Here is a 24,174-nt window from a genome sequence, read left to right as displayed (position 1 = left end):
TCGTCGGGAAGGGGATCGGCCTGCCCGGTCCCATGCCGCCCTCGAGGAAGAGCCCGATGTCGGCCTTGACGTAGGCGCAATTGTCGCTGGAGTAGCCGGCCTGCTCGGCCTTGAGGATGAGTGGCAGCGACTTCTTCCGGATGGCATTCTGGAGCGCCGTGACCTCGGGGAACATCGGGAGGACATGGCAGGCGCGGAGCAACTCCACGCAATTGCCCGAGATCATCAGGGCGCCGGTGGCCACCCCCTCGGCTTCCGCCCGTCCCAGCTCGTCCATCCACGCGGACATGAGCTGGCGCGACTGCTCGTGGACCTGCCCCTGGTACTGTCGTTCCGTCACTTGCGCCGGCATACGTTCCTCCCTATCAGCCTTGCGTGGCCAGGACCCGGCTTGTCAGTGTGTAGGGGCGCTTGGTGCCGGGCCGAGGAACGAGCCAGACGAGGCTCGAGGGAGGCGCGGGCGCGAGGCGTACTAGATGTACGTTGAGCGCCCGCGCCGACCGAGAACGAAGTCTGGCGAAGTTCATCGGCCCGGCACTAGTCGAACATCATGGATTCGACGAAGGTCTCGATCTCGTTGCGGCTGCGCTCGAAGGTCCACATCTTCTCCTCGAACTCGACCAGCATGTGCGGGATCCCCGCGCGCTCCAGCCCCTGCCGCATGAGCACGTAGTCGAACAGCGCCGGCTCGCAGAACTTGGCCGGCATGAAGATCACGGCCTGCGCCTTCGACCGGCGCACCTTCTCGATGAGGCCCTGGGAACGGTGCTCCCGGCTCTCGTGTCGTGTCGAGGAGGGCACCGCCTGGTTCACGTAGGCCGCCCCCAGCCGCTCGAAGGGGTCGCCGTCGCCGCCGACGTCGCCGGTGAACCAGCGCCAGCCGAGCATCAGGTCGTCCTCGACCACGTAGCAGCCGGCCTCTTCCACCACTTCGAGGAGCCCGAGAGGGGGCTGCTCGCAGAAGGCACCCTCGATCACCACCCGGAGCCGGTCGCGGGGCCGGGCACTGCGCTGGGGCAGCTCCGCCAGGAGGGTATCGAGCCGGGCGATGCCCTCGTCGGGCGGCACCAGGCTCGCGGCTCGAATCACCGCGTACATGTCCGGGGTGGACAGCTTCTGGGGCTCCTCGATCCGGAAGGCGTAGAGCGCCCGGAGGCGGGCCCGGAGGGCGTTGTAGGTGTCGATGCTCTTGCTGAGCGCGGTGGGCGTCACGCTGAGCCCGAAGGTGCGCTGGAAGCCCTCGGCCAGACGGCGCAGCTCCGCGGCGCAGTAGGTGGCCACGGAAGCCGATGTGGAGTTCTGCGGCAGGTGCAGATACTCGACGAAGACGTCCTGGAAGTTGCGCTGATAGATACTGCTGAGGTTCCGGGCCACGTCGCAGATGTTCGAGTAGACGAAGCCGTCCACGCCCTTGACCTGCCCCTGGAAGCCCAGCTCCAGCGAGGACTTGGCGATGGAGCAGACGAAGGACTGGAAGCGGGCGTCGGCGTGGGTGAGCTCGACGGAGGTGCCGCCGCCCAGCAGCGACAGCGGGAGCATCCCGGCCGCGTGGATGATCTCGGCTGGCGCCCACACCGGATAGACCGCGACGGCCCTCCCGCCCGGGTGCTGCGCCTTCCACTGCTCAGCCACTGCTCCGAGCGGCTGGCCCACGAGTTCGCGGCAGCGTTCGATGATCGCCTCAGCGCTCATGCTGGCCTCCTCAGGCCGCCCTCGGGAGCGCCCTCCCGATCGGCGGAAGTCTCAAGGAACCCGTACAGGAACAGCGCCCCGACCTGGTTCGCCAGGGCCCGGGCGTCCTCGGCGGAGCGCAGGAAGGGGCGGGTGGCGATGCCGTTGAGCATGCCGAGCAACAGGTTGGTGGCGGACAGCAGCTCGTCTCCGGACCGGCCGCGCGGATCCAGGTCGCGGAGCACGGCCAGGCCTCGGTGCAGATACGACTGTCGCTTCGTCGCGATCTCGGACCGCTGGGGTTCTGACAGCAGGTCGTAGTCGCGGTTGATGATCTTGAGCGCCTGGGCGTCGTGGAAACCGAAGTCGAGGTGGGTCTGGAGCAGCGCGAGGAGACGACCCTCCGGGGTGCGGGCTGCGGCCAGGGCCGAGTCGAGGCTCGCGATGAGTCGGTCCAGGGAGCGGTCGAGAACCAGGAAGAGGAGCTCCTCCTTGCCCCCCACATAGTGGTAGAGCCCCGCCAGTGACAGCCCGGCCGCTCGAGCAATCTCCCTGATCGAGGCCTGGTGGAACCCGCGACGCGCGATCACCTCGCCCGCCGCCCTGAGGATCCCCTCGTATCGCTCTCCGATCGCCATCCAGAACCTCCATCCGGTCGGCTGTTCGGTCGGCGCTTACAGTAAAGTGTTCGGAGAGGTCTTGGAATCAGTGTAATGCCTCAATTCTCTAGTGCGTTCAGCCCATATTCGCCTACAGCCGGCCCCAGGGGGCCTTGGTATCCGCTCGAGGCAGCCTACCGCCGGGGGGAATTTAGGATCGGGAGGGCGGGGCCAGGCGCCTGGGGGCTACGGCCTGTCCTCGTACATGCGCTTGGAGTGCTGACCTCCGCAGAAGAGCAGGTCCCGGAGGGCGAACCGGCCGGGGAGGCAGCCGACCAGGCTCCAGCCGAGCCAGCTCATGGCGCGGGCCGTGGCGGACCGGGCCGCCCCGCGCGGGCGATGGCCAGCGGGCTACAGCAGCCGGCGCTGGTTGGCATACGCGACCGCCTCGAGACGGCTGTGCACGCCGAGCTTCCCGAATATGTTCTGCACGTGGTTCCTCACCGTCGCCGGGCTCACGTGGAGGCGCTCCGCGAGGATCTTGGTGCGGGCACCACCGGCCATCAGGCGGAGGATCTCCAGCTCGCGACGCGTCAGCGGAACCGTGGCCTGATCGCCGTCCACCGGAGCCGAGAGCCGCTCGTGGACCATGGCCAGCAGCTCCTTCGAGGCCGTGACGTCCCGGAAGATGTGGACCACCAGACCGTAGGCGGTGCGCTCCCCCGGCAGGACGAGGGTGCTGATGTTGAGCCACACCGGGCGTCCCGCCTTCGTCCGGGTCCGCATGTCGAAGTTCTGGATGGACTCCGCGAGCTTCACGAGCGTCATGACGTGACAGCCCTGGTAGCAGAGCCGGTTGCCCTTGTCATCGTGGCCGACGAAGACGTCGCAGCACAGGCGCCCGATCGCCTCGCGCCCCAGGTAGCCGAGGATCCTTTCGGCGGCACGGTTCCAGAGAACGATGCGGCCATCGGCACCAATGGCGAATGCGCCGTCTCCGGCCCGGGCCAGTGCCTGATCGAGATCGGTGGGCTCGTGCACGCGCATGCTGGGCTCCCTCCTGGCCCCGCTCCCTCAGAGCGGCGGGGTCTCCAGAACCTCGCTCACCACCCGGGCCAGACCCGAGGCGGAAAACGGCTTCACGAGAAAGGCCGACGCCCCGGCGGCCATCGCCGCCTGCCGGCTCTCGGCCGACAGAAAGCCCGTGACCACAATGGCGGGGGTCGGCACCGTCGACGCCCGGGCGGCGCGCACGACGTCGAGACCGTCTCCGTCGGGAAGCCGGAGATCGGACACCACCAGTGCAGGGGGCTCGGCCTGCAGGAGCCACAACCCCTGACGCCTCGATCCCGCGCACACGACCCGGTACCCCTGACGCCTCAGGAGGCGCTCGTAGGTTACACGCAAATCCGCCTCGTCGTCCACGACTAGGACGAGGCCCGGCATGGGGCACCCTCCCCCGCGCCCGGCCCCTCAGGCCTTGGGTCCTGTCACCTCCTCGGCGCCCTTGACGAAAGCGCGGAGGACATCCGTCTCGGTCACGATCCCCACGACCCGGTCACCGTCCACGACAGGGAGCGCGCCGATCTTGTGCTCGAGCATGAGTCGGGCGGCATCGTGGGCCTCGCGATCGGGCCCCACGGTGATCACGGTCCGGGACATCACCTTGCCCACAGTCAGCTTCGCCAGGAGGTAGTTCACCTCCCAGACCGAGAGGCTCGTGGCCTGTGAGGGGAGGTTCAGACGGATGTCCCGGTCGGTGACGATCCCCACCAGCCGGGCCCCCTCGGTGACGACCAGGTGGCGGATGCGCTCCTTCAGCATCAGCTGGCGCGCCTCGAACACCGGAGCCTCTGGAGTCACGGTGATCGGGGCGCCGGTCATCAACTCTCTCACTCGCATGGCGTGGTCCTCCCGACATGAAAGATGGACGGCGGTCCCATGAGCCGGCGACGGATCAGGAGCAGCACCTCTTCCACGGTGGTCCACAGACCCTGCACGTGGGTCTGCAGTCTGAGCTCGGGCCGCAGGGACTCCTCGTAGTCGGACACGATCTCGACACCCCGGGGCTCGGGCGGCCGCTCTGCGTGGACCGGTCGGGTGAAGCGCAGGTCCCACCGGGCGGCCCGCTCGCGCTCCGTGCAGATCTCCCCCGGGCAGACGAGCTGCACCTCGGCGAAGCGCGGGATGAGCCCGCGCGCGAGGTCGCGCCACGCGCGGCGCGGGGCGCCCGCGTCCACGATGACCGGCACCCCGGCGTCCGTGAGCACCTTGGCCGCGCAGGCGAGCACGCGATGGATCATCTCACGACCCGCCGCCGGCCCGAGGCTGTCAGCGAGGATCGCCTGGCGCACCTCGGGCGCGGAGAGGCCCCTCACGGACAGCCCTCGCGCTGCGAGGCATTCGAGCACGGCGCGCGCCACCGTGGTCTTGCCGCTGCCCGGTCTCCCCGTGATCCACACCGCCCAGGCCGCGCCGCCGGGCGCCCGGCGCGGCGGGGCGGCGGACCCCAGCGAGCGCGCCAGCGTCACGACCCGCCCCGCCGCCGTGCCGGGGTCCTCGACGTCCGTGCGCACGACGAGCTCCGGGAAGCCGGCGGGCTCGTAGGGGACGTCGACGCCAGGCACCGCGGCTCCCGGCCGTCCCGCCCGCGCGTAGATTCCCCGCGGAGCGTGCCCGCCTCTCCGGCGGGCCTCCCGCGCCCGACAGACCTCCAGCGGGCAGGACAGCTGCACCTCTGCGAAGTACCGGATCCGCGCGCGCGCCAGCTCCCGCCAGGCGCGCCGGTGTGCCGTGGCGTCGATGATCACCGGGACGCCATGCTCCGCGAGCGCCGCCGCCATGAACACCAGCGCGTGATAGACGACGTCGCGCTCCGCCTCGGTGTAGACGGGTGATGGGGTCAGGACGGTCCTGATCTCGTCCAGCTCCAGCACGTGGACGGGCTCGCCCTGCTCCCGCAGCCTCTCGGCCGCGCGGCGCGCCAGCGCCGACTTGCCGCTTCCGGGAAGCCCGGTGATCCAGATCGCCCAGCTCACGCCCTCTCTCCCCGGCTCACGGCGCGGGGTCGAAAACCGCGGGGATCCCGGCCGGATCCACCGCCCCGCCCCTCATCAGCAGCCGGGCGAAGCGCAGCAGCGCCGCCCGGGTCTCGTCGTCCAGCGCGGGATACCAGCGCGGATGGGCGATCACCAGCGCCCGGAAGGCGAGGAATGGCGGGAGCACCTCGCCCAGCTCGCCGTCGCCGCTCTGGCCGAGGTAGGTGTCCATGAAGGTCCCGAACAGCCCGCGGAACGGTTCCGCCACGCCCGCTCCACCCACCTGCGCGGCCCGCCTGAGCCCGAAGAAGAGGTAGTTGACCGAGAGCGCCGCCACGTCGTCGGCGGGCTCCCCCCACTCCCCGCGGCTCCGGTCCAGCACCGAGAAGTCGGTGCCCTCCCGGAACAGGAGGTTCCACGGATGGAAGTCGCCGTGGACCCAGGAGAGGCGCCCGGCGCGGCCGCGGAGCCGCCAGCGCCAGGAGACGGCGGCGCGCTCCAGGGCCTCGCACTCTTCGGGGGGCAGGAGCGGGAAGGGGTGCGGGTAGCTGTCGAGGATGCCCATGAGGCACTCCCCGTGCCCCACCAGCTCGCGGATCCGCCGCTGGTAGAGGGTCGGCTCGCAGCCCCTGGTGGCGTGGGTCTCGGCGAGGAACCGTGCCAGCTCGCGCGCCCGCTCCGTGTCCAGGGCCCGAGCCGTCGCCCCGAGCAGGCGCTCGAGGTCCAGCCAGTACGGCGTCCCGGCGGCCTTCTCGACGAGCTGGAAGAACTCCACGGCGTCGCCCGCCGAGACGAGCTCGCCCGAGGGGCGGACAAGCCCCACGTCCACGCTCCTCACGTGCCGTGGGAAGCCGTTGTAGGCGCTGTGGGCGTAGAGAGCCTGCCAGGCACGGTCCGCGGGGTAGTCGTGGCCGAAGCCCTGGACGGGGCGCGTCCGGGCCACCACGAAGCAACGCACCGTTCCGCCGATGAGGCATTCCACCTCGAACGGCACGCCGTAACCGAATCCCTTGGGATCCCCCGGTGCGGCCGCCGCCGCCTTGAGCGGTCTGAGCGCGAGCACCTCGACCGGCCCGCCGAGGACTCCCCGGAGATATCGCGCGAGTCCCTCCGCGCTGATGGTGCCCGCCGCGCTACCCACCTTGCGCGTCGGGCCCCCGCGCGGCGACTCCCAGGAGGCTCACCCGCGCCACCCGGGCGGTGCCGCGCCTCATGCCCACACTCCTACTTGCCCCGCACCGTGAGCACGGGGCAGCTCGCCATGGCGACCACGCGCTCGGCCACGCTGCCCAGGAAGAACCTGGCGAGCCCGGTCCGGCCATGGGTTCCCATGACGACCAGGTCCACGCGCTTGGCTTTGGCGGCACGCACGATGCGGTCGTGCGGGACGCCCTCGAGCAGGAGCCCCTTGGCCCGCGCACCAGCCTTCTTGGCCTTGGCCACCAGCGCGCCCAGGTGCTTCTGGCCCGCCGCGCGGGCGGAGGCCTCGATCTCTTGGTAGACCTTCGGGGAGACATATCCGTCGCCGACCATGGGCACGGCCGGCGTCAGCACGTGGGCCACCAGGAGCTCGGCGCGGTTGGTCCGCGCCATCTCCACCGCCCGGGCGAAGGCCGCGCCCGAGGCCTTGGAGAAATCCGTCGGGTGCAGGATGCGGCGAATCGTGCTCATCGTGCAGCTCCTCTTCTCGGCGCCCCTACTCGAGGATCCTGACCTCCTCGGTCAGCACGAGATGGCGCCGTCCGTGGGGGTCGTCCACCAGCAAGTGGCCGTCTCCGTCGACTCCCACGGCCCGGCCCTCGAAGTGCTCGCCCTCGCCCCTGATCTCGACGCGGCGGCCGGTGAGGATGTCCCGCTCGCGCCAGGCGGCGACGATCGGCTCGGCCCCCTCCGCCTGGTGGCGGCGGGCCCACGCGTCGAGATGCGTGAGGTAGGAGGCAGCCAGGGCGTTGCGGTCCACCTCGCGGCCGAGCACCGCGGCCAGGGAGGTGGCGTTTGCGCCCGCGGGCCCCAGCGCCGCGCGAAGCACGGGCAGCGGGACATTGACGTTGATGCCGACGCCGAGGATCAGGCACTCGATCTCGTCCCCCCGGGTCACGCACTCCACGAGGGAGCCCGCCACCTTCTTCCGCTCCACCAGCACATCGTTGGGCCACTTGATGGCCGGGCTCGGCCCGAGCTCCTTCACCGCATCGGCAGCCGCAAGCGAGGCGATGAACGAGAAGCACGGCGCCTGCCGGGGCGCGAAGCGCGGCCGGAAGAGCACGGAGGCGTAGAGGTTCACGCCGCTGGGAGAGAACCACTGGCGCCCGAGGCGGCCCCGGCCCGCGCGCTGCGCCTCGGCCAGCACCGCCGTCCCCTCCACCGCCCCCTCGCGCGCCAGCCTTCTGAGCGCGACGTTCGTGGACTCTACCTCGCCGAAAAGGTAGAGCTGCCGTCCCACCGTGGCGGCCTGCAGTCCCCGTCTGATCCCCTCCACCGACAGCAGATCGGTTGCGATCAACCCGCGACCTCCCGGCCGACCCTCCGCTCCACCTCGGCCTCGGTCATCCGCATGAGGAACACCGGCAGGTGCGAGTGGCGCAGCACCGCCTCCGCCACCGAGCCGAACACCAGCCGGCCCAGGCCGCTGCGCCCATGAGTCGTCATCGCGATCAGGTCGGCACCGATCTCTCTGGCGCAGGCGACGATCTCGGCCGGCGGGTCGCCTCGCCGCACGTGCGTCTGGGCCCGGACGCCCTTGGCGCGCAGTTCCGCCGCCAGGGCTGCCAGGTACTCCTGGGCGTCGAGCCGCCTGGCCTGCACGTCCTCCACCACCACGTGCCGCGATCCCTCGATAACCTGGGGCGGCACCGGCTGCAGCACGCGAACCAGGGCGATCTCCAGGTCCAGCGGTCCCGCGATCTCCAGCACGAAGGGGATGATTGCCTCCGCCACCGGCGAGCCATCCAGCGGAACGACCGCGAGGCTATACACGGGTCACCTCCCGGCCAGGCCGCGCCTGCCCAGCGCCCTGGGGCGCCTCCACCGGCGCGCCAGGCGCCCGCAGCAGCAGGACGGGCGTCGCGGTGCCGCGCAGGACGGACTCCGCCACGCTGCCGAGAATGAGCCGCCCGAGTCCGCTCCGGCCGTGGGTCGTCATCACGATGAGGTCCACCTTCTGCAGCCGGGTGGCCTCGAGGATGGCCGTCGCCGGAGGCCCGTACCACACCGACGTCTCGATGCCTTTCACGCCCTGCCCGGCGAGCCGGGCCGCCACTGCCGCCAGGTACTCCTCGGCCTCGCGCACCACTGCCACCTGCGCCTCCGTGGGGTCTGCCCCGGGCAGGGTGTGCGCCTCGGCAGCTCTCAGGAGCACGACGGCTGCCGCCCCGTCCCGCGCGAACTCCACGGCTGTCTTGATCGCCGCTTCCGCGAGCAAGGACCCATCGAGCGGAACCAGGATTCGTTCGACCTTCATGGCCGCCTCCTCGCGCTGCTCAGCGTCATCCCCTACCCTGGCAAGTCACCTAGCAACAGGGGTGCCAGCTGCTGAACGTCAATGAAGACGAATCGTTGCGGCGCAACCGCAGGCGACCCGGTGGGACCCAGGCTCCCCGGTGGGACAACACCGCCCCGGCGAATTCCAGCCTCCTGTGACGGTCGCTCGTCCGCGGTACGGGGCGTCACTTGATCTGGTACTTGCTGATCAGGCGGTGGAAGGTCTTCCGATCGATGCCGGCCGCCTTGGCTGCGGCGGAGATATTACCTCCGTGGCGCTCCAGCAGGTCGCGCAGGTAGGAGCCCTCAAGCACGTGCAGCCAGCGCTCCTTGGCCTCCTTGAGGGGAAGGTCCGCCCCGGAGGTCAGCGGCTCGGCGACGCCGGTTGCCACGGAGCGCCCCGGCTGCGCCTCATGGCGCCGGCCGCCGGACAGGATGTGGTCGGGAAGATCCCGGAGGGTGATCCGGTCGCCATCGGCCAGGGCGCAGGCCCGCTCGACGATGTTCTGGAGCTCCCTCACGTTGCCCGGCCACTGGTAGGCCTCGAGAGTCGCCAGGGTGTCAGGCTCGAAGCCCCCGAACCGCTCCTGCCCGTACTTCTTGAGAAAGGTGTGGGCCAGGAGCTTGAGGTCGCCGAGCCGATCGCGCAGCGGAGGGAGTCGGATCTCGATGACGTTGACCCGGTAGTACAGCTCCTCCCGGAACTGCCCCTTGGCCACGGACTCGCGGAGGTCCCGGTTCGTGGCGGAGACGACACGGACATCCACGTCCAACACCGCCGTCCCGCCCACTCGGCGGACCTGGCGCTCCTGGAGCGCGCGGAGCAGCTTGACCTGAAGGCCCAGAGGCAGCTCGGCGATCTCGTCGAGGAACAGCGTGCCGCCGTCGGCCGTCTCCATGAGGCCGGGCTTGGTCCTGATGGCCCCCGTGAAGGCGCCCTTCTCGTGACCGAACAGCTCGGACTCCAGCAGATTCTCGGGCAGCGAGGCGCAGTCCACGGGCACGAAGGGGCGCGTCGCGCGCGGGCTGTTGGCATGCACGGCCCGCGCCACGAGCTCCTTGCCGGTACCGGACTCGCCGAGGATGAGGATGTTGGCCTCAGAACGCGCCGCTTTCTTGATCAGCTCGAACACCTGCACCATCGCCGCGCTGCGGCCCACGAGGTTCTCGAGCCCGAAGGCCTCCTGCAGCTGCTCCCGCAGGTTCCGGTTCTCCTCCTGGAGCTGGCGCTGCCTGAGCGCGCGCTCCACCGTCAGGGTCAGCTGGTCCACCGAGAAGGTCTTGGGCAGGTAGTCGCAGGCCCCTTCCTTGATGGCGGCCACGGCAGACTCGATGGTGGCGAAGGCGGTGATCAGGATGACGGGCAGCGTGGGGTCCACCTCCCGGGCCCGGCGGAGAAGCTCGAGACCGTCCATGCCGGGCATCTTCAGGTCGGTCAGGAGCACGTCCGGGCGCTCCGTCTCCACCAGCGCGAGCCCTTCCTTCGGGTCCAGCGCAGTGAGGCACCTGAGTCCCGAGCGCCGCAGGATGCGCGCGCAGTTCTCCACCATGTCGGCCTCGTCGTCCACGATCAGCACGCGGCGAGCCGTCATGCCCGGCCTTCGGCGGCGATGCCCGGAAAGGTGATGATGAACGTGGCGCCCTTCCCAGGCTGCGATTCCACGTCGAGCGTGCCCCCATGGTCCCGCACGATGCCGTGGGAGATGGACAGCCCCAGGCCCGTGCCGTTGGTCTTGGTGGTGAAGAAGGGGTCGAAGATCCGGGGAATGGTCTCCGGCGGGATGCCTGGGCCGGTGTCCCGGACGACCACCTGCACGGCCGCGGGCCGCCCGGGCACCGCGCAGGTCTCGACCACGATCTCACCGCCTCCGGCGAGCGCATCCCGGGCGTTGGTCACGAGGTTCAGCACCACCTGCTGGAGGGCATTGCCGTCCCCGCGGACCAGCGGCAGTCCGGGTGTGAGGTTCCGCTTGAGCGCGATGCCGTGCTTGGAGATCTGCCGGTCCACGAGGAGCAAGGTTTCCTCCACGACGTCGTTGACGTCCACCGGGGCCTGCTCGCCGGGCGACTGCCGGGCGAAGGACAGCAGCCCCTGGGCGATGCGGGCCACCCGCTGCGCGTTCCGGTGCAGGACCTCCAGGTCCTTGCGCACCTCCCCGGGCAGCGGGCGCGACTCGGCGTCGAGCAGCATCAACTCGATCCGTGACGAGATGATGCCGATGGGGTTGTTCAGCTCGTGGGCGAGCCCGGCGGCGAGGGTCCCGAGCGCCGCCAGTTTCTCGGCTTGGCGCGCCGACCGCTCGAAGCCCATGCGGTCGGTGATGTCCTCCACCAGCAACACGGCGCCCGCGGGCCGTCCGCGCTGACGGAGGAGGCTCCCCTTCACGTTCGCGATGACGGTTCCGCCCGGCGATGTCTCGAATTCCACCGCCTCCACGGTGAAGCCCTCGACCTCCCCCCGCAGGAGCCGCCCGATGGCGCGCCCGAGCGACTCCCGCCGCGCGGCCGGGAAGAGATCCTCGTACTTCTTGCCGACGACGTCGGCCTCCGCAATCCCGTGGCGTGCCTCCATGGCCGCGTTCCAGGCGAGGACACAGCCGTCGGGGCCGAGGGCGACGACCCCCTCGCGGAGGCTCTCCACGACGCTCCGGATGAAGCGCTCACGCGTCCGCGCCTCGGCCGTGAGCACGGCCACCTTGAGCCGCTCGGCGTCCTCGATCTGGGCCAGGATCCCTACGCCGATGGCGGTGCCGAGCAGCATGGTGATCCGGATCGCGATGTTCGCCCACTCGATCTCGTCGATGGTCGGCCACACCACCGCGAGGTAGGCAAGGGACGAGGCCGCGGCGACCACGACGCCCCGCCGGGTGCCGTAGTAGTAGGACTGGATCCCGGCGATCAGCAGGAGGGCCAGGAAGAGCGTACTGCCCGCTCCGGCCAGCCCGATGAGGGTGAGCGCGAAACCCAGGTCGGCCAGCAGGACCAGGAGGTTGAGCCGCAGCACCAGCGCGGGCCGGAGCCAGAGCCCCAGGTCGAGGACCACGCTGTAGCAGAGGAACCCCGAGACCGCCACCACGAGGCTGGCCCAGCGGGGATGCGACTGGGGCGTGAGGAGGACCCAGGTGACGCCAGCGACCACCGCGAGGGCGCGCAGGAACGGCAACGCCAGCACGCGCCTGCCGCCCACGTGGCGCACCAGCCGGTCCAGGACGTCGTCCCAGGTGCGCATCATGTAATTATACGACTGGACGCCCGCGCCCGCGGCGCCGTGCGCCCCGCATGCGCCCGCTAGCCCGCGCCCCCCGCCAACCCCTGCTGGACCCGTTTGACCAGGGCCTGGAGCGACAGGTTCGCCTTGATGAGGTAGTCGGCGGCCCCGCCGTCCATGGCGCGCCTGACGTCCTGCTCCTGCCCCAGGTTGCTCAGCATGAGGACGGGGATTGGCGCCGTCCGGGCGTCGTGCTTGAGCGCTGCCAGCACCTCGAAACCCTGGAGCTTGGGCATGATTACGTCGAGCAGGATCAGGTCTGGAGCCTCCGCCCTCGCCACGCTGAGCGCCTGCTCCCCGTCGGCGGCCGTCACCACGGCGAAGCCGGCCTGGCGGAGCGCCGCCTCGGCCGCCTTCCTGAGGAAGCGGTCGTCCTCCACGAGGAGGATCGTCCTCTGGCCTGGGCGGCCCACGGCATCAGCTCTCGAGGACTCGCGCTACCAGGTCGCCGAGCTCCTGGAGCGAGAGATTGGCCTTCACCCAGTAGCCTGCCACCCCCAGCCGTCCGATCTCCGCCATGTCTTCCTCGCGGGAGGAGTTGGACAGCACGAGCACCCTCATCCCCCGTGTGGCCTCGGCCTCCCGCAGCGCCCTGAGCACCTCCACCCCCGTCATCCTGGGCATGAGCACGTCCAGCAGCACGAGGTCCGGGAGCTCCGCCCGGGCAAGCCGCAGCCCCTCCTCCCCGTCCGCTGCCACGCTGACCACGTAGCCGCGCTGACGCAGGCTCTTCTCGCAGGCCCGCCGGAGGAACCGGTCGTCTTCGACCACCAGGAGACGCTGTCCGGACATGGAGATCACCCTCGCTCGATCAGGGGAATGGTGAACTTGAACACCGATCCGCGGCCCGGCTCCGACTCACACCACACCCGGCCGCGGGAGCGCTCGACGATGAGCCGCACCAGGTAGAGCCCGAGGCCGGTGCCCTCGGTCTCCAGGACGACGGCATTGTCGGCCCGGTAGAACTTCTCGAAGAGGCGCCCCTGGCTCTCGGCGGGGATCCCGATGCCGCTGTCCCGGACGGCCCACAGCAGCGCTACCCCCGCGCGGACGATCGATACCTGGATCTCCCCGCCGGCCGGCGTGTACTTCACGGCGTTGGAGAGGAGGTTCAGCACCGCTTGGCGCATGAGGCCCGGGTCCACCATCACGGACGGCAGCCCATCCCCCGCCGCCAGTTCCACCCGATGCCTCTTGTTCCGCGCCAGCGGCGCCAGCTCGTCGAGCACGCTGCGGGTCATCTGCCCCAGGTCCGTCGCCTCCGGCGACAGCGAGAGCTTGCCGCTCTCGAGGCGGGAGACATCGAGCAGATCGTTGACGAGGGAGATGAGACGCTGGTTGGCCTCCTGAGCGTCACGCAGCATGGAGCCCGTCTCCTCCGGAACCCCCGGCTCCTGGAGCGCCAGCTCCAGGAGCCACCGCATGCCGGCCAGCGGCGTCCGGAGCTGGTGGGTGACGAAGGACACGAAGTCCGACTTCATCCGGCTCACCTCACGCTCCTGCGTCACGTCGTTCAAGGTGAGCGTGAGCCCCACCGTGGCTCCGGAGGCGTCTCGCGTGGGCCGCCCCACCCAGTGGATTGTCCGCTGCCGGGGCTGGAGCTCCAAGTCCCCCTCGCCGCCCCGCTCGGGATTACCCAGCAGCGCCATGAGCGCGGCGCGCGCTTCCTCCCACCCCCCGAGCAAGCTCCGGTAGCCGGTCAGGAGCTCGTCGAGCCCCACGCCCACGACCTCCGCAGGCTCGAAGCCCAGCATCTCGCCGGCGCGTCGGTTCGCCGCCTCGATGCGCCCGTGGCGTCCCACGAGCATGACGCCGTCGGAGGTGGACTCGAGGATCTGGGCGAGCCGGGCGTGCTGGGTGCGGGTCTCCTCGTAGAGCCGGGCCTCGTGCAGGACAGCCCCGAGCTGCTGGCAGAGGAGCCCGAAGGGCCCGACGCTCGCGGGCGGGATGGGCCGGCGGCTCGGCTTGTTATCGGCCGTGGCGACGCCGATCACCACCTCGCCCACCATGATCGGCGCCACCACGAAGCGCGCCGTGCGCAGAAAGGGGTGGGCCAGGCGGCCCGGATCCAGCGGGGGAGCCGCTGCCAGGGCCTCGGCGCTGAGGACCGCCAGGGGCCGGCGGGTCCGGAGCACCTCGTAGAGCGGCCCGGCCGCCGGAGAGACCGGCAGGCTGGTCGGCGGCACCTCGGCCCCTTCGCCCTGAACCGCCGCCAGCGTCAGCGCGGCCCCGTCGGCGCTCGCCAGGAACACCGCCGCGCGGTCGAAGCCGATCACCTCGCGAACGGCCCTGGCGAAGGCCTGCACCCGGTCCGCGGGCGCCGCGGACTCCTGCATCGCGAGCACGACGCCATGGAGGCGCTCCAGCAGCTCCCGCCCCGCCTGCGTCTCCCGCAGCAGCCGCGCCTTCTCGATGGCCAGTGATGCCTGATCGGCGAAGGACGACAGCAACCCCACATCGCCGGGCGAGAAGCGGCGCCGGGCCCTGGCATAGACGTTGAGCGCGCCGAGGGTGCGGCCCCGAGCCCTCATGGGGACACCCAGGTAGCTGTGAAAGCCCAGGCGCAGCGCCGCCTGCTTGTGGGTCATGTCGTGGCGGGTGTCCTCCCCCATGTCCTCCACGGCGATGGGCTCGCCCGTGGCCACGACCCGGCCGCTCAGGCTCTCGCCCACCTTGATCCGGAGGCGGGACATCAGTACCATGGCGAGCTCGCTGCGCGCCACCGCCACCAGCTCGTCGCCCTCGAGCAGCCTGATCCCCGCCGCCTCGGCCGCGAGCAGTCTCGTGGCCTCCGCGACGAGGAGGGACAGCACCTCGTCGGCGTCGTGGACCTCGGCGAGCTTCCGCGACACCTCGTGGAGCGCCTGGAGCCGCCTGCGGTCGGCCTCGCCCTGCGTGTAGAGCCGGACGTTCCGGAGCAGGAGCGAGGCCTGCCGGCTCACGTGCTCGAGAAGCCCGAGCTCGCGCTCCGCGAGCCGGCGGCTCTCCTTCCACCAGACCAGGTAGAAGGCGCCTGCCACCTCGTCGTCGATCATCAGCGGCAGGAGCACGCCGGACGCAGGCCGGCTGGAGCGGAACAGCGTGCGCGCGAAGCGGGGGTCTCCGGGGATATCGACCGACCACACGGGCCGGCGCGACTCCCATACCGGCAGGGAGAAGCCCTGGTCCTTGACCGGAATGGGAACGCCGTCGCGGTCCGCCTGCGGGACGTGGTACCCGGCGACGGGGTGCAGCAGGTCCGTCTCCCGGTCGTGCAGATACGCCGCAGCCGTGTCCACCCCGGTGAGCCTCGCGAGCGTCCGGCAGCAGCGCCTCAGGGCCTCCGGGAGATCCAGCGCCGAGGTGAGAGCACCCGAGATCTCGAGCAGGGCCTCGGCCTCGCGGAGACGCTCGGCAGCCTCGGCCTGCAGCCTGACGTTCTCGCGCTGCAGGCGCTGGCGCTCGAGCGTCCGGTCCACGAGCGCCCCCAGCCGCGCGAGGTCCAGCGGCTTGAGCACGTATCCTGCCGCCCCCGCCTCGACGGCGGCCACCGCCGAGTCGAGCGTGGCGTGGCCGGTGACGATGATGACGTCCACGGTCGGTGCGATCCGCTGCGCCTCCCTGAGGACGCTGATCCCGTCGACATCGGGAAGGAGCAGGTCCAGCAGGATGAGGGAGACGGGATGCTCGCGGAGCGCGCGCAGCCCGTCCCGGCCCGTGTGGGCCGCGACGGCCCCGTAACCCCGCTCCTCGACGAAGGAGCGCAAGGTCGCGGCGAGGCGCTCGTTGTCGTCGATCACGAGGACCGTGTCGCGGTCCGTCATGGCGCGGTCAGGCATGCCGCGGGGCGCCGGCAGCCCTCGCGCCCGCCTCCGGCGCCCCGCAACTCGCGTGTCGGTTGGTCGAAGGCAAGGAATTCGTGGCGTCCGACCCTCCAAGTTCCGGTGTTCCATCGATACCTTCCCCGCCCAAAGCGGCACGGGGCGGCAGCCCGCGTCCACCGGCGTCCACGCCTCAGCATCCTACTACACCATCGCCCACGGGACCCCCTTCCGCGTCGGAGCCGTCCCGATGAATCCCGCTTCGGCCTCCGCAAGATCACCGCCCCGCAGCCGAGCCACGTCTCGACTCGTGATCGTGGCTTGCTGCGCCTCTCGGACCCTCGCCCCAGGGCCCGGGGCGCCCGAACATCGTCGTCAGCCCGAAAAGGACTCGCACGGAGCGCCGAGGATGCTGTGAGCACAGCGCGGCCTGACGGGCGCAACCAAACCCGAGGGATCTTGCGACCAGGATTACAGCTCGGTCTCGGCTACCTCATGGACGGGAAGGCCGGGACCACGGCGGACATCAGGGGAGCGTGCTGGGGCCAAGACGGCTGACCGCGCACGCCATGGCTGGGACTCTGATGGCCCGCCGCGCCCCAACGATCTTTGTTGCGAGGGTGACCGGAGTGCTCTCGTTGTCGGGATTCGCATCGGAGGTCGCACGGGGATGGCGGTTCCAAGCCTTGTAGGATGTTGGTGGCCATCGACCAGAGCATCCAAGGAGGTCCGGAACCGCCATGAGGGAGTTTATCGCGAAGCACCACGGCCTCCATCGCGGCATACCGGGGCGGCAATCACCTGATGATGCCCTGCTCGGCCTCCAAGGCAGGCGTGGTGAGCCTCACGCGCTCGGGCGTGGTGGAGACGGCCATGGGGGAGCAGCTCGACCGCGAGTGGGGCGCCCTCGGTGGCCGGACTGAGATGCGGGATCCCGGAATGACTGACCGGGTGGCTTGCCCGGTCGCTCGGCGTGAGCCCGGCCGAGAACCGGCTGGCGTGCCCGTCCGACTCTGTGTACGGTGACCGGGGGGGGGGGCGCCCGGATCAGGCCGGGCGGACCGCTCGTCCTCGAGGTCGAGCTGCCGGAGATCGTGAAAGAGGGGGGCGCTCGCGATGGCTGAGGCGTACGACCGGCGCCGCCAGGACCTCGGCAACATCCTGGCACTCGAGCACGTCAACGTGTGGGTGCCCGACCAACGGACCGCGACCGCCTTCTACGTGACGGGGCTCGGGCTCACGCGCGACCCCTACGTGATGGTCGGCACCGAGAACATGTGGATCAACATCGGCGCGCAGCAGTTCCACCTGCCGACGAACACGCCGCAGGTGCTGCGCGGCGTGGTCGGCCTCGTCCTGCCGCACTTCGACGTCCTCCCGACGCAGCTCGAATCGGTCCGTGACGAGCTGGCTGGCACGCACTTCGTCTGGTCGGTCGAGGACACGCACATCGCCGTCACCTCGCCCTGGGGCAACCGCCTGCGCTGCCACGCCCCGGGGCCGTGGGGCGACCTCACCCTCGGCATGGTCTACGTCGAGTTCCCGGTGAAGACCGGCGCTGCCGACGGCATCGCGCGCTTCTACCGCAGCGTGATGGGCGCGCCCGCGAGCGTCACGCGGGAGGCGACGGGCGTCGTGGGGCGCGTCGTGGTGGGCCACCACCAGGAGCTGACCTTCCGCGAGACGGGGGCGCCGATCGCCCCCTACGACGGCCACCACATCGCGATCTACATCGCGAACTTCTCGGGGCCGCACGCCTGGCTCGCCGAGCGCGGCCTCATCACCGAGGAGAGCGGCGAGCACCAGTACCGGTTCGTCGCGATCGTGGACCCGGACACGGCCGCGCCGCTGTTCGAGATCGAACACGAGGTCCGCAGCGTCACCCACCCGATGGCCTTCCGGCCGCTCGTGAACCGGAACTCGGCCCAGCGCCAGCGCAGCTACGCGCGCGGGCGCGACGCCTTCGTGCCCGACGCGGGCTGACGCGCGCCCCCGAGGGGGACATGTCCGGGCGCCTGCACCCGCGACAGGCGGGTCTGCTTCTCCGGCCTTTTCAGGCCTTCTTCGAGCTCGAGGCCGCCGGCGGCATCGTGCTGCTCGTCTGCGCCGCCGGCGCCCTAGTCTGGGCCAACGGGCCAGCCGCCGACGCGTACTTCAGGCTGTGGAGAAGCCTGATCACGGTGGGCGCAGGCTCGCTCATCCTGTCCAAGCCCTTGCTCCCGTGGGTCAACGACGGCCTCATGGCCGTGTTCTTCTTCGTCGTCGGACTGGAGATCAAGCGCGAGCTTCTCACCGGCGAGCTCTCCTCATTCAGGAAGGCCGCGCTGCCGATGATCGCGGCGGTCGCCGGCATGGCCGCGCCCGCCGTCATCTACGCCGCGCTCAACGTGGGGCAGCCGACCATGCGGGGGTGGGCCGTCCCGATGGCGACGGACATCGCCTTCGCCCTGGGCGTGCTCGCCCTGCTCGGACGGCGGGTCCCGGTCGCTCTCAGAATCTTTCTCACCGCCGTCGCCATCGTGGACGACCTCGGCGCGGTCGTCGTCATCGCGCTCTTCTACACGGCGGAGTTGTCGTGGGCGGGCCTCGGGATCGCAGCGCTGGTGTTCGCGGTGCTCATCCTGGTGAACCGGGCGGGCGTCCACCACCCGGCGGTCTATGGCCTTCTCGGTCTCTTGCTGTGGGTGGCAGTGCTGAAGTCCGGCGTCCACGCCACCGTCGCCGGAGTCCTCCTCGCGATGACCATCCCGGCGCGCCGCCGGATCGCCCCCGATGCGTTCCTGGAGCGCGGCCGCAGGCTTCTCGACGCCTTTGCGAAGAGCAGGAGGGCGCATGACCTGACCGAGGACCAGCGAGACGCCGTGTACTCGCTCGAGGTCGCTTGCCAGCAGGTCGAAGCGCCGTTGACCCGGATGGAGCACGCGCTGCACCCGTGGGTCGCCTACGCGGTGATGCCGGTCTTCGCGCTGGCGAACGCCGGGGTGGCCCTGCCCGCCGACTTCGCCGCCGCCCTGGGCGACCGGATCACCCTCGGCGTGATCCTCGGCTTGGTCCTCGGGAAGCAGGCGGGCGTGACCGTGTCCTGCTGGCTGGCCGTGCGGCTCGGCGCAGCGGCACTCCCGACGGGAGCGACGTGGCGGCAGCTCTACGGCGTGGCCGCCCTGTGCGGGATCGGGTTCACGATGTCGCTGTTTGTCGCCAGCCTCGCGTTCACCGACCCCGCCGCCCTGGACAGAGCCAAGCTCGGGGTCTTGGCCGCCTCGCTCACCTCGGGAGTCTATGGCTTCGCGGTCCTGGCGCGGGGCAGGCCCATCGAGCAGGACGGCGGGGAGAGGGAATGATCGGACTCAGTGTGGTCCTCATCGTCGCCGGACTCGGCGTCCTCGTCCTCGGCGCCGAACTCCTCGTCCGGGGGGCCTCGCGGCTGGCCGCCGCCTTCGGGATAACGCCGCTCGTCATCGGCCTGACCGTCGTCGCCTTCGGTACGAGCGCCCCCGAGCTCGCCGTGAGCGTTCAGGCCGCGCTCGCGGATCGGTCGGACGTCGTGGTGGGGAACGTCGTCGGGAGCAACATCTTCAACGTGCTGTTCATCCTCGGCATCTCGTCCCTGCTTACGCCCCTCGTCGTCGCGCAGCGGCTCGTGCGTCTCGAGGTGCCCATCATGATCGGGGTGTCGGTGTTGCTGCTCGTGCTCGCACTGGACGGCAGGCTGGACCGGCTCGACGGTCTGATGCTTGTCGGGGGCATCATCACCTACACGGTCTTCGCCGTTCGGCAGAGCCAGCGGGACAGTGTGGAAGTCAGGGTGGAATACGCGCACGAGTACGGGACGACGGCGCCCCGGGGCCGAGGCACACTCGTCCAGGCCGCCTTCGTCCTGATCGGCCTTGCGCTCCTCGTTGCGGGCGCCCGCTCGCTGGTCGAAGGGGCTGTCCGGTTAGCGACTGCTCTTGGAGTCAGCGAGCTCGTGATCGGGCTGACGGTCGTGGCCGCGGGTACCTCCGTGCCCGAGCTCGCCACCTCCATCGTCGCGGCAAGGAGAGGGGAGCGTGACATCGCCGTCGGCAACGTGGTCGGGAGCAACATCTTCAATATCCTCGGAATCCTCGGCCTGTCGGCTCTCATCAGCCCGGCGGGCGTCGCCGTGGCCCCCGCGGCCCTCACCTTCGACATCCCAGTGATGGTCGCCGTCGCGGTCGCGTGCCTCCCGATCTTGTTCACCGGGCACCTGATCGCCCGGTGGGAAGGCGCGGTCTTCGCCGGTTACTACGCCGCCTATACGCTCTACCTCATGCTGGCCTCCCTCGAGCACGACGTACTGCCCCGCTTCAGCCGGACGATGATCGCCTACGTCCTCCCCCTGACCGTGGTGACGCTGCTCGTGCTCTACGTGCGTTCGGCCCGTCACGACCGTCCGGCGTGATGCCCCGCCCTCTCGGCCGACGCCTGGCCGAGGCGCCGACGTGCTCCCTCGCCCCGAAGGCGCAGCGCTGGGCCGGCGCACCCGGCCCGCGACGGCGCGCACCTGGCGCGGCGCCGCGAGCCACATCGCGATCGCCCCGCCGAGGATCGCGGCCAGGCTGTCCGTGCCGAAGATCGTGGCGAACTGCTTCCCCTGGACGAGCTCGGCCGGGATCGTGCCGTGCGCCGACGCGCGGCCGTACCCGAGCACTCCCTGCGGCGCGACCATCACGGAGAGGAGCGCCGGCGCCGGATACTGGCGAAGCGCTCACCGCGGATGCGCCGGCGGAAGCCTCGAACCGGCGCCGGATCCCGCGCGCCGCCGCCGGCCTGGCGTGCGCCGCCGGCGCCGGTTACAATCCCGCCTGCCGCAGGATCATGCGAAGAGCGACCGCCGGGATCGAGCGCCTCATCCGCGCCGCCCGCCGGCGCGGCGAGCGCTTCTTGTCCGAGCACGACAGCAAGCGCGTGCTCGCCGCGTATGGCGTGCCGGTGACGCGCGAGGTCCTGGTCCGGACCTCCGCGGAGGCAGCAGCCGCCGCGCGGCGAATCCGCTATCCCGTCGCCCTCAAGGCCTCCCTGCCCGGGGAGGCGCACAAGACCGAGCGGGGGCTGGTCGCGCTCGGCCTCGGCGGGGAGCGGGCGCTGCGGGCCGCGCTCGGCACCCTCCGCGCGCGCGCCGGACCCGTGTTCCGTGGAGAGTTCCTCGTGCAGGAGATGGTGCGGGGCAGCCGCGAGCTCGCGCTGGGCATGGTGCGCGACCCGCAGTTCGGTCCCTGCGTGATGGTGGGCCTGGGCGGGATCTTCGCCGAGATCCTGCAAGACGCGGTGTTCAGGGTCGCCCCGCTCAGCCGCGGGGACGCGCGCGAGATGCTGGGCGCGCTCCGTGGCCGACGGATCCTCGAGCCGGTGCGCGGCTTGCCGGCGGTGGACCGCGGGGCGCTCGGCCGGAGCCTGGTCGCCGTGGGACGAATCGGACTCGACCATCCTGACATCGCCGCGATCGACGTCAATCCCCTGATCGTCCGGGGCGCCACACCGGTGGCCGTGGACGCGCTCGTCGTTCTTTCCCCGGCGCCCGCGGCGTGAGAACCGGGGCGGCGCACCCCCTCGACGCCTTCTTCGCCCCGCGGAGCGTCGTCGTCGTCGGTGCGTCGTCAACACCCGGCAAGCCGGGCAACGTCGTCGTCCGCAACATCCTCGCCAACGGCTTCCAGGGCGATCTCCACCTCGTCAACCCGCGCGCCGACCGGATCGAGGGGATCCAGGCTCGCGCGACGCTCGACGAGCTGCCCGACGGCATCGACCAGGCCATCGTCACTCTGCCGGCCGCGCAAACACCCGCGACCGTGCGCGCCCTGGGCGCCCGGGGCATCCGGGCTGTCGTGCTGGCGGCGAGCGGGTTCGCCGAAGTGGACCAGATCGGCGCGGCGCTCCAGGCCGACCTCGGGCGCGCGATCCGCGAGGCAGGGGTGCGCGTCATCGGCCCGAACACCACGGGGCACGTCTCCACCCCGGCCGGCTTCACCTCGTCGTTCTTCCCGCTCGGCCGGGTGCCGCGCGGCAGCGTGTCCTACATCGCCCAGACCGGGAACTTCTGTGGCATCTCGCTCCGCCACATCACGTCGGCCGAGCCCTTCGGCGTCGCCCGCTCGGTCGGCCTCGGCAACAAGGTGGACGTCGACGAGAGTGACGTGCTCGACTACCTCGGCGACGACCCGGAGACGCGGTCGATCTTTCTGTACCTCGAGAGCATCGCACGCCCACGGGAGTTCCTGCGCATCGCCCGGCGCGTGTCGCGCGTCAAGCCCGTGATCCTCCTCAAGGGTGGCGCCTCCGACGCCGGCGCGGCGGCGGCGCTGGCGCACACCGGGGCGCTGGCGGGCGACGGACGCGTGGTCGACGGGGCGCTCGCACAGGCCGGGGTCACCCGCATCCGCCGGTACTCCAGCCTCTTCCACGTCGCGCGGGCGCTCGACGCGGTGGGCCTCCCGCGCGGCAATCGCGTGTCCTTCCTCTCCCCCTCGGGCGCGTTCACCGTGTGCCTGACCGACCTCTGTCGCGCCGTCGGTCTCGAGGTGCCCGCGCTCGAGCCCCGGACGCTCGCGCGCCTCCAGGCCCTGGCGCCGTCCTTCATCCGCATGCGCAACCCCGTGGACATCTTCGGCAGCGTCGGGCTCCATGGCTACGAGCGGGCCTACGGGGACGCCCTCGACGCGGTGCTCGCCGACCGGCGCGTGGACGCGACCGTGGTGATCTTGATGCTGACCAGCGAGACCGGCATGCCCTCGTTCGATTTCCTCGTCGACTGCGCGCGGCGTCACCCGGCCAAGCCGGTTCTCGTCACCTTCATGGGGGAGCACCGGCACAACCTGGCCGCAAAGGCCTGGCTCGAGACCCGCGGTGTGCCGTGCTACATGCAGGTGGAGGAGCCCTTCGAGGTCCTCGCGGTGCTCGCCCGGTGCCGCGCGCGAGTGCGGGCGCCGGCCCCCGCCCGCGAGGGCTAGGCGGTCAACCCTCTCTTCGCGCCCACGAGGGGCACGCGAGTAGCTCGCGCTATCCCCCGGGCGCGACCGCCAGCACCACCGTGCCGATCACTCGGCCGCGCTCCACCAGCTCGTGTGCATCGGCGAAGAGGCAGAGGTGCGCGGTCATCGCCGGGACGCCGAGACCGGCGCCGGCGAGAAGGTGGGCGAGCTGCCCGCCTTCAGGACGTCCCGAGCCGGGCCGTAGCGCTCGAACCAGGCGGCCCTCACGCCGCCAGGGTCGCTTCCACCAGCCGCGTGGCCTCGCGCAGCGCCGTCACGAGGCGGTTCCGCTCCCGCACGACCTGCGCGCGGAGAAAGCCGTACTCGTGCTGGCCGGCCATCGTCGGCAGCGCGGCGGCGCGGGCGAGCCCGGCCAGCGCGTAGGTCGACGTCGCCCGCATGATCGGCGACCACTCGGCCGGGTCGTGCTGGAACCGTCCGGCCTGGCTGTAGATCACGGGGTTGAGCACGCGCGACAGGCGCATCAGCACGTCGTTGACCTTTCGCGCCTCGGCGCCGCGCACGCCGGCCTTCGCCGCTTCGAGCCGCTCGGCGGCACCGAGGAAGCGCCTGGCCTCCGCCAGCGCCGGGCCGAGGTCGACGTGCCGGCCCACCCTCTCCGCCAGTCCCTGCACGAAGTCGTGGACCTCGCGCCCGGCGGCGACGTGGTCGATGGGCAGCACATCGGCGTTGCACAGCTCCATCAGCGCCCCGAGCGACACCTTCGTGTCGAGAGCGAGGATCTCCTTGTCCCCCTTGTCGAGGGTGTCGAACTCGCTGTGCCACCACCATGCGTTCGCGCAGCCGCCGGTCCACGGCCGGCGATCGGGGTGATCGTCGGGCAGGAACGGATACGTGGAGAACGCGGGCACGCCGTTGGCGAGGAACGACTGGTCCGCGGCCCGCGACGGCCGGTGGATCGGAGCCTTGGCCTGCCCGGTCACCCGCTCGATCGCGGACCGGCAGAAAGCTTCGACCTCGGCGCTCGTGTGACGCGCCACGTACTTCGTCGCGCCCTTCACGCCCGGCGAGTCGATGTTGTGGTAGGCGATGCAGTGCTCCGCGAGGTCGGTGAAGAACGTGTCGGCATACCAGGTCGAGCCGGAGTAACGCCCGTGCGAGTGGCCGGGCCACCAGCAGACGCGGACGCCGCGGCGCAGCGACGCCCGGTTCTGCCAGAGGATCTTCGCCAGCTCGAGCAGGCAGGCGTTGCCCGTGGCGTTGTCCGTGGTGCCGACTTCCCACGCGCAGGAGTGGCCGCCCGCGAGCACGAACGTCTCGGGCTCCTCGGTGCCGGGAATGCGCGCCTCCGGGAGCTTCGAGCGGAAC

The 24,174-nt window shown here is 71.1% G+C and carries 23 protein-coding genes; 5 read left to right on the top strand and 18 right to left on the bottom strand.

Going from position 1 to position 24,174, the window contains the following annotated elements:
• From HYV93_20295 to HYV93_20215, 17 genes are all read right to left on the bottom strand, one after another.
• Positions 1-352: hypothetical protein (locus HYV93_20295; protein MBI2528307.1), on the bottom strand; the 352-nt coding region annotated here is incomplete at its 3' end.
• Positions 353-537: 185 nt separating this feature from the next.
• Positions 538-1,692 (bottom strand): 2-hydroxyacyl-CoA dehydratase, encoded by a 1,155-nt coding sequence (locus tag HYV93_20290; protein MBI2528306.1) that lies wholly within the window; start codon positions 1,690-1,692, stop codon positions 538-540.
• Positions 1,689-2,309, bottom strand: a complete 621-nt coding sequence (locus HYV93_20285; protein ID MBI2528305.1) for a helix-turn-helix transcriptional regulator — start codon at positions 2,307-2,309, stop codon at positions 1,689-1,691. The genes HYV93_20290 and HYV93_20285 overlap by 4 nt, the downstream gene beginning before the upstream one ends.
• A gap of 372 nt (positions 2,310-2,681) precedes the next feature.
• Positions 2,682-3,317, bottom strand: coding sequence for a PAS domain S-box protein (locus HYV93_20280; GenBank protein MBI2528304.1), 636 nt, complete (start codon positions 3,315-3,317; stop codon positions 2,682-2,684).
• A 27-nt stretch (positions 3,318-3,344) separates the two neighbouring features.
• Entirely contained in the window at positions 3,345-3,716 is a 372-nt protein-coding gene (locus HYV93_20275) for a response regulator (protein ID MBI2528303.1), read from the bottom strand.
• Positions 3,717-3,743: 27 nt separating this feature from the next.
• On the bottom strand, positions 3,744-4,172 hold the full coding sequence (locus tag HYV93_20270) for a CBS domain-containing protein (protein ID MBI2528302.1): 429 nt from the start codon (positions 4,170-4,172) through the stop codon (positions 3,744-3,746).
• Positions 4,163-5,308 (bottom strand): adenylyl-sulfate kinase, encoded by a 1,146-nt coding sequence (locus HYV93_20265; protein MBI2528301.1) that lies wholly within the window; start codon positions 5,306-5,308, stop codon positions 4,163-4,165. The genes HYV93_20270 and HYV93_20265 overlap by 10 nt, the downstream gene beginning before the upstream one ends.
• A 16-nt stretch (positions 5,309-5,324) precedes the next feature.
• On the bottom strand, positions 5,325-6,449 hold the full coding sequence (locus HYV93_20260; protein MBI2528300.1) for a phosphotransferase: 1,125 nt from the start codon (positions 6,447-6,449) through the stop codon (positions 5,325-5,327).
• Between the two features lie 83 nt (positions 6,450-6,532).
• Positions 6,533-6,979: a universal stress protein gene (locus HYV93_20255; GenBank protein ID MBI2528299.1), complete on the bottom strand. Its 447-nt coding sequence runs from the start codon at positions 6,977-6,979 to the stop codon at positions 6,533-6,535.
• A gap of 25 nt (positions 6,980-7,004) precedes the next feature.
• Entirely contained in the window at positions 7,005-7,811 is an 807-nt protein-coding gene (locus HYV93_20250) for a biotin--[acetyl-CoA-carboxylase] ligase (GenBank protein ID MBI2528298.1), read from the bottom strand.
• Positions 7,808-8,284, bottom strand: coding sequence for a universal stress protein (locus HYV93_20245; GenBank protein MBI2528297.1), 477 nt, complete (start codon positions 8,282-8,284; stop codon positions 7,808-7,810). The genes HYV93_20250 and HYV93_20245 overlap by 4 nt, the downstream gene beginning before the upstream one ends.
• On the bottom strand, positions 8,277-8,768 hold the full coding sequence (locus tag HYV93_20240; GenBank protein ID MBI2528296.1) for a universal stress protein: 492 nt from the start codon (positions 8,766-8,768) through the stop codon (positions 8,277-8,279). Before HYV93_20240 ends, HYV93_20245 begins: the two co-directional genes overlap by 8 nt.
• A gap of 205 nt (positions 8,769-8,973) precedes the next feature.
• Complete coding sequence (locus HYV93_20235) at positions 8,974-10,380, bottom strand: sigma-54-dependent Fis family transcriptional regulator (protein ID MBI2528295.1); 1,407 nt, start codon at positions 10,378-10,380, stop codon at positions 8,974-8,976.
• Positions 10,377-12,020: a PAS domain S-box protein gene (locus tag HYV93_20230; GenBank protein ID MBI2528294.1), complete on the bottom strand. Its 1,644-nt coding sequence runs from the start codon at positions 12,018-12,020 to the stop codon at positions 10,377-10,379. The genes HYV93_20235 and HYV93_20230 overlap by 4 nt, the downstream gene beginning before the upstream one ends.
• Positions 12,021-12,076: 56 nt before the next feature.
• A complete protein-coding gene (locus HYV93_20225) occupies positions 12,077-12,469 on the bottom strand; it encodes a response regulator (protein ID MBI2528293.1) in 393 nt (130 codons plus the stop codon).
• A 4-nt stretch (positions 12,470-12,473) separates the two neighbouring features.
• Positions 12,474-12,848 (bottom strand): response regulator, encoded by a 375-nt coding sequence (locus HYV93_20220; protein ID MBI2528292.1) that lies wholly within the window; start codon positions 12,846-12,848, stop codon positions 12,474-12,476.
• Positions 12,849-12,853: 5 nt separating this feature from the next.
• Positions 12,854-15,874, bottom strand: a complete 3,021-nt coding sequence (locus HYV93_20215; protein ID MBI2528291.1) for a GAF domain-containing protein — start codon at positions 15,872-15,874, stop codon at positions 12,854-12,856.
• A 1,098-nt stretch (positions 15,875-16,972) separates the two neighbouring features.
• On the opposite strand from HYV93_20215, the gene HYV93_20210 reads away from it, so the two are divergent.
• The 5 genes from HYV93_20210 to HYV93_20190 all read left to right on the top strand — a co-directional run bounded on the left by HYV93_20210 (position 16,973) and on the right by HYV93_20190 (position 22,824).
• Positions 16,973-17,839 carry a hypothetical protein gene (locus HYV93_20210; GenBank protein MBI2528290.1) on the top strand — a complete coding sequence of 289 codons (867 nt, stop codon included), beginning with the start codon at positions 16,973-16,975 and terminating at the stop codon, positions 17,837-17,839.
• A gap of 20 nt (positions 17,840-17,859) precedes the next feature.
• Entirely contained in the window at positions 17,860-19,197 is a 1,338-nt protein-coding gene (gene nhaA, locus HYV93_20205) for a Na+/H+ antiporter NhaA (GenBank protein MBI2528289.1), read from the top strand.
• Positions 19,194-20,279 carry a calcium/sodium antiporter gene (locus HYV93_20200; protein MBI2528288.1) on the top strand — a complete coding sequence of 362 codons (1,086 nt, stop codon included), beginning with the start codon at positions 19,194-19,196 and terminating at the stop codon, positions 20,277-20,279. Before nhaA ends, HYV93_20200 begins: the two co-directional genes overlap by 4 nt.
• Positions 20,280-20,695: 416 nt before the next feature.
• A complete protein-coding gene (locus tag HYV93_20195; protein ID MBI2528287.1) occupies positions 20,696-21,406 on the top strand; it encodes an acetate--CoA ligase family protein in 711 nt (236 codons plus the stop codon).
• Positions 21,403-22,824: a CoA-binding protein gene (locus HYV93_20190; protein MBI2528286.1), complete on the top strand. Its 1,422-nt coding sequence runs from the start codon at positions 21,403-21,405 to the stop codon at positions 22,822-22,824. The genes HYV93_20195 and HYV93_20190 overlap by 4 nt, the downstream gene beginning before the upstream one ends.
• Before the next feature lie 245 nt (positions 22,825-23,069).
• On the opposite strand, the gene HYV93_20185 is transcribed toward HYV93_20190, so the two are convergent.
• The coding region (locus HYV93_20185) for a M28 family peptidase (protein ID MBI2528285.1) at positions 23,070-24,174 on the bottom strand (1,105 nt) is incomplete at its 5' end.

The organism is Candidatus Rokuibacteriota bacterium, from assembly GCA_016188005.1.
Classification (GTDB): domain Bacteria; phylum Methylomirabilota; class Methylomirabilia; order Rokubacteriales; family CSP1-6; genus UBA12499.
Note: the sequence above shows the minus strand (reverse complement) of the source record. Positions and strands in the feature narration are given on the sequence as shown.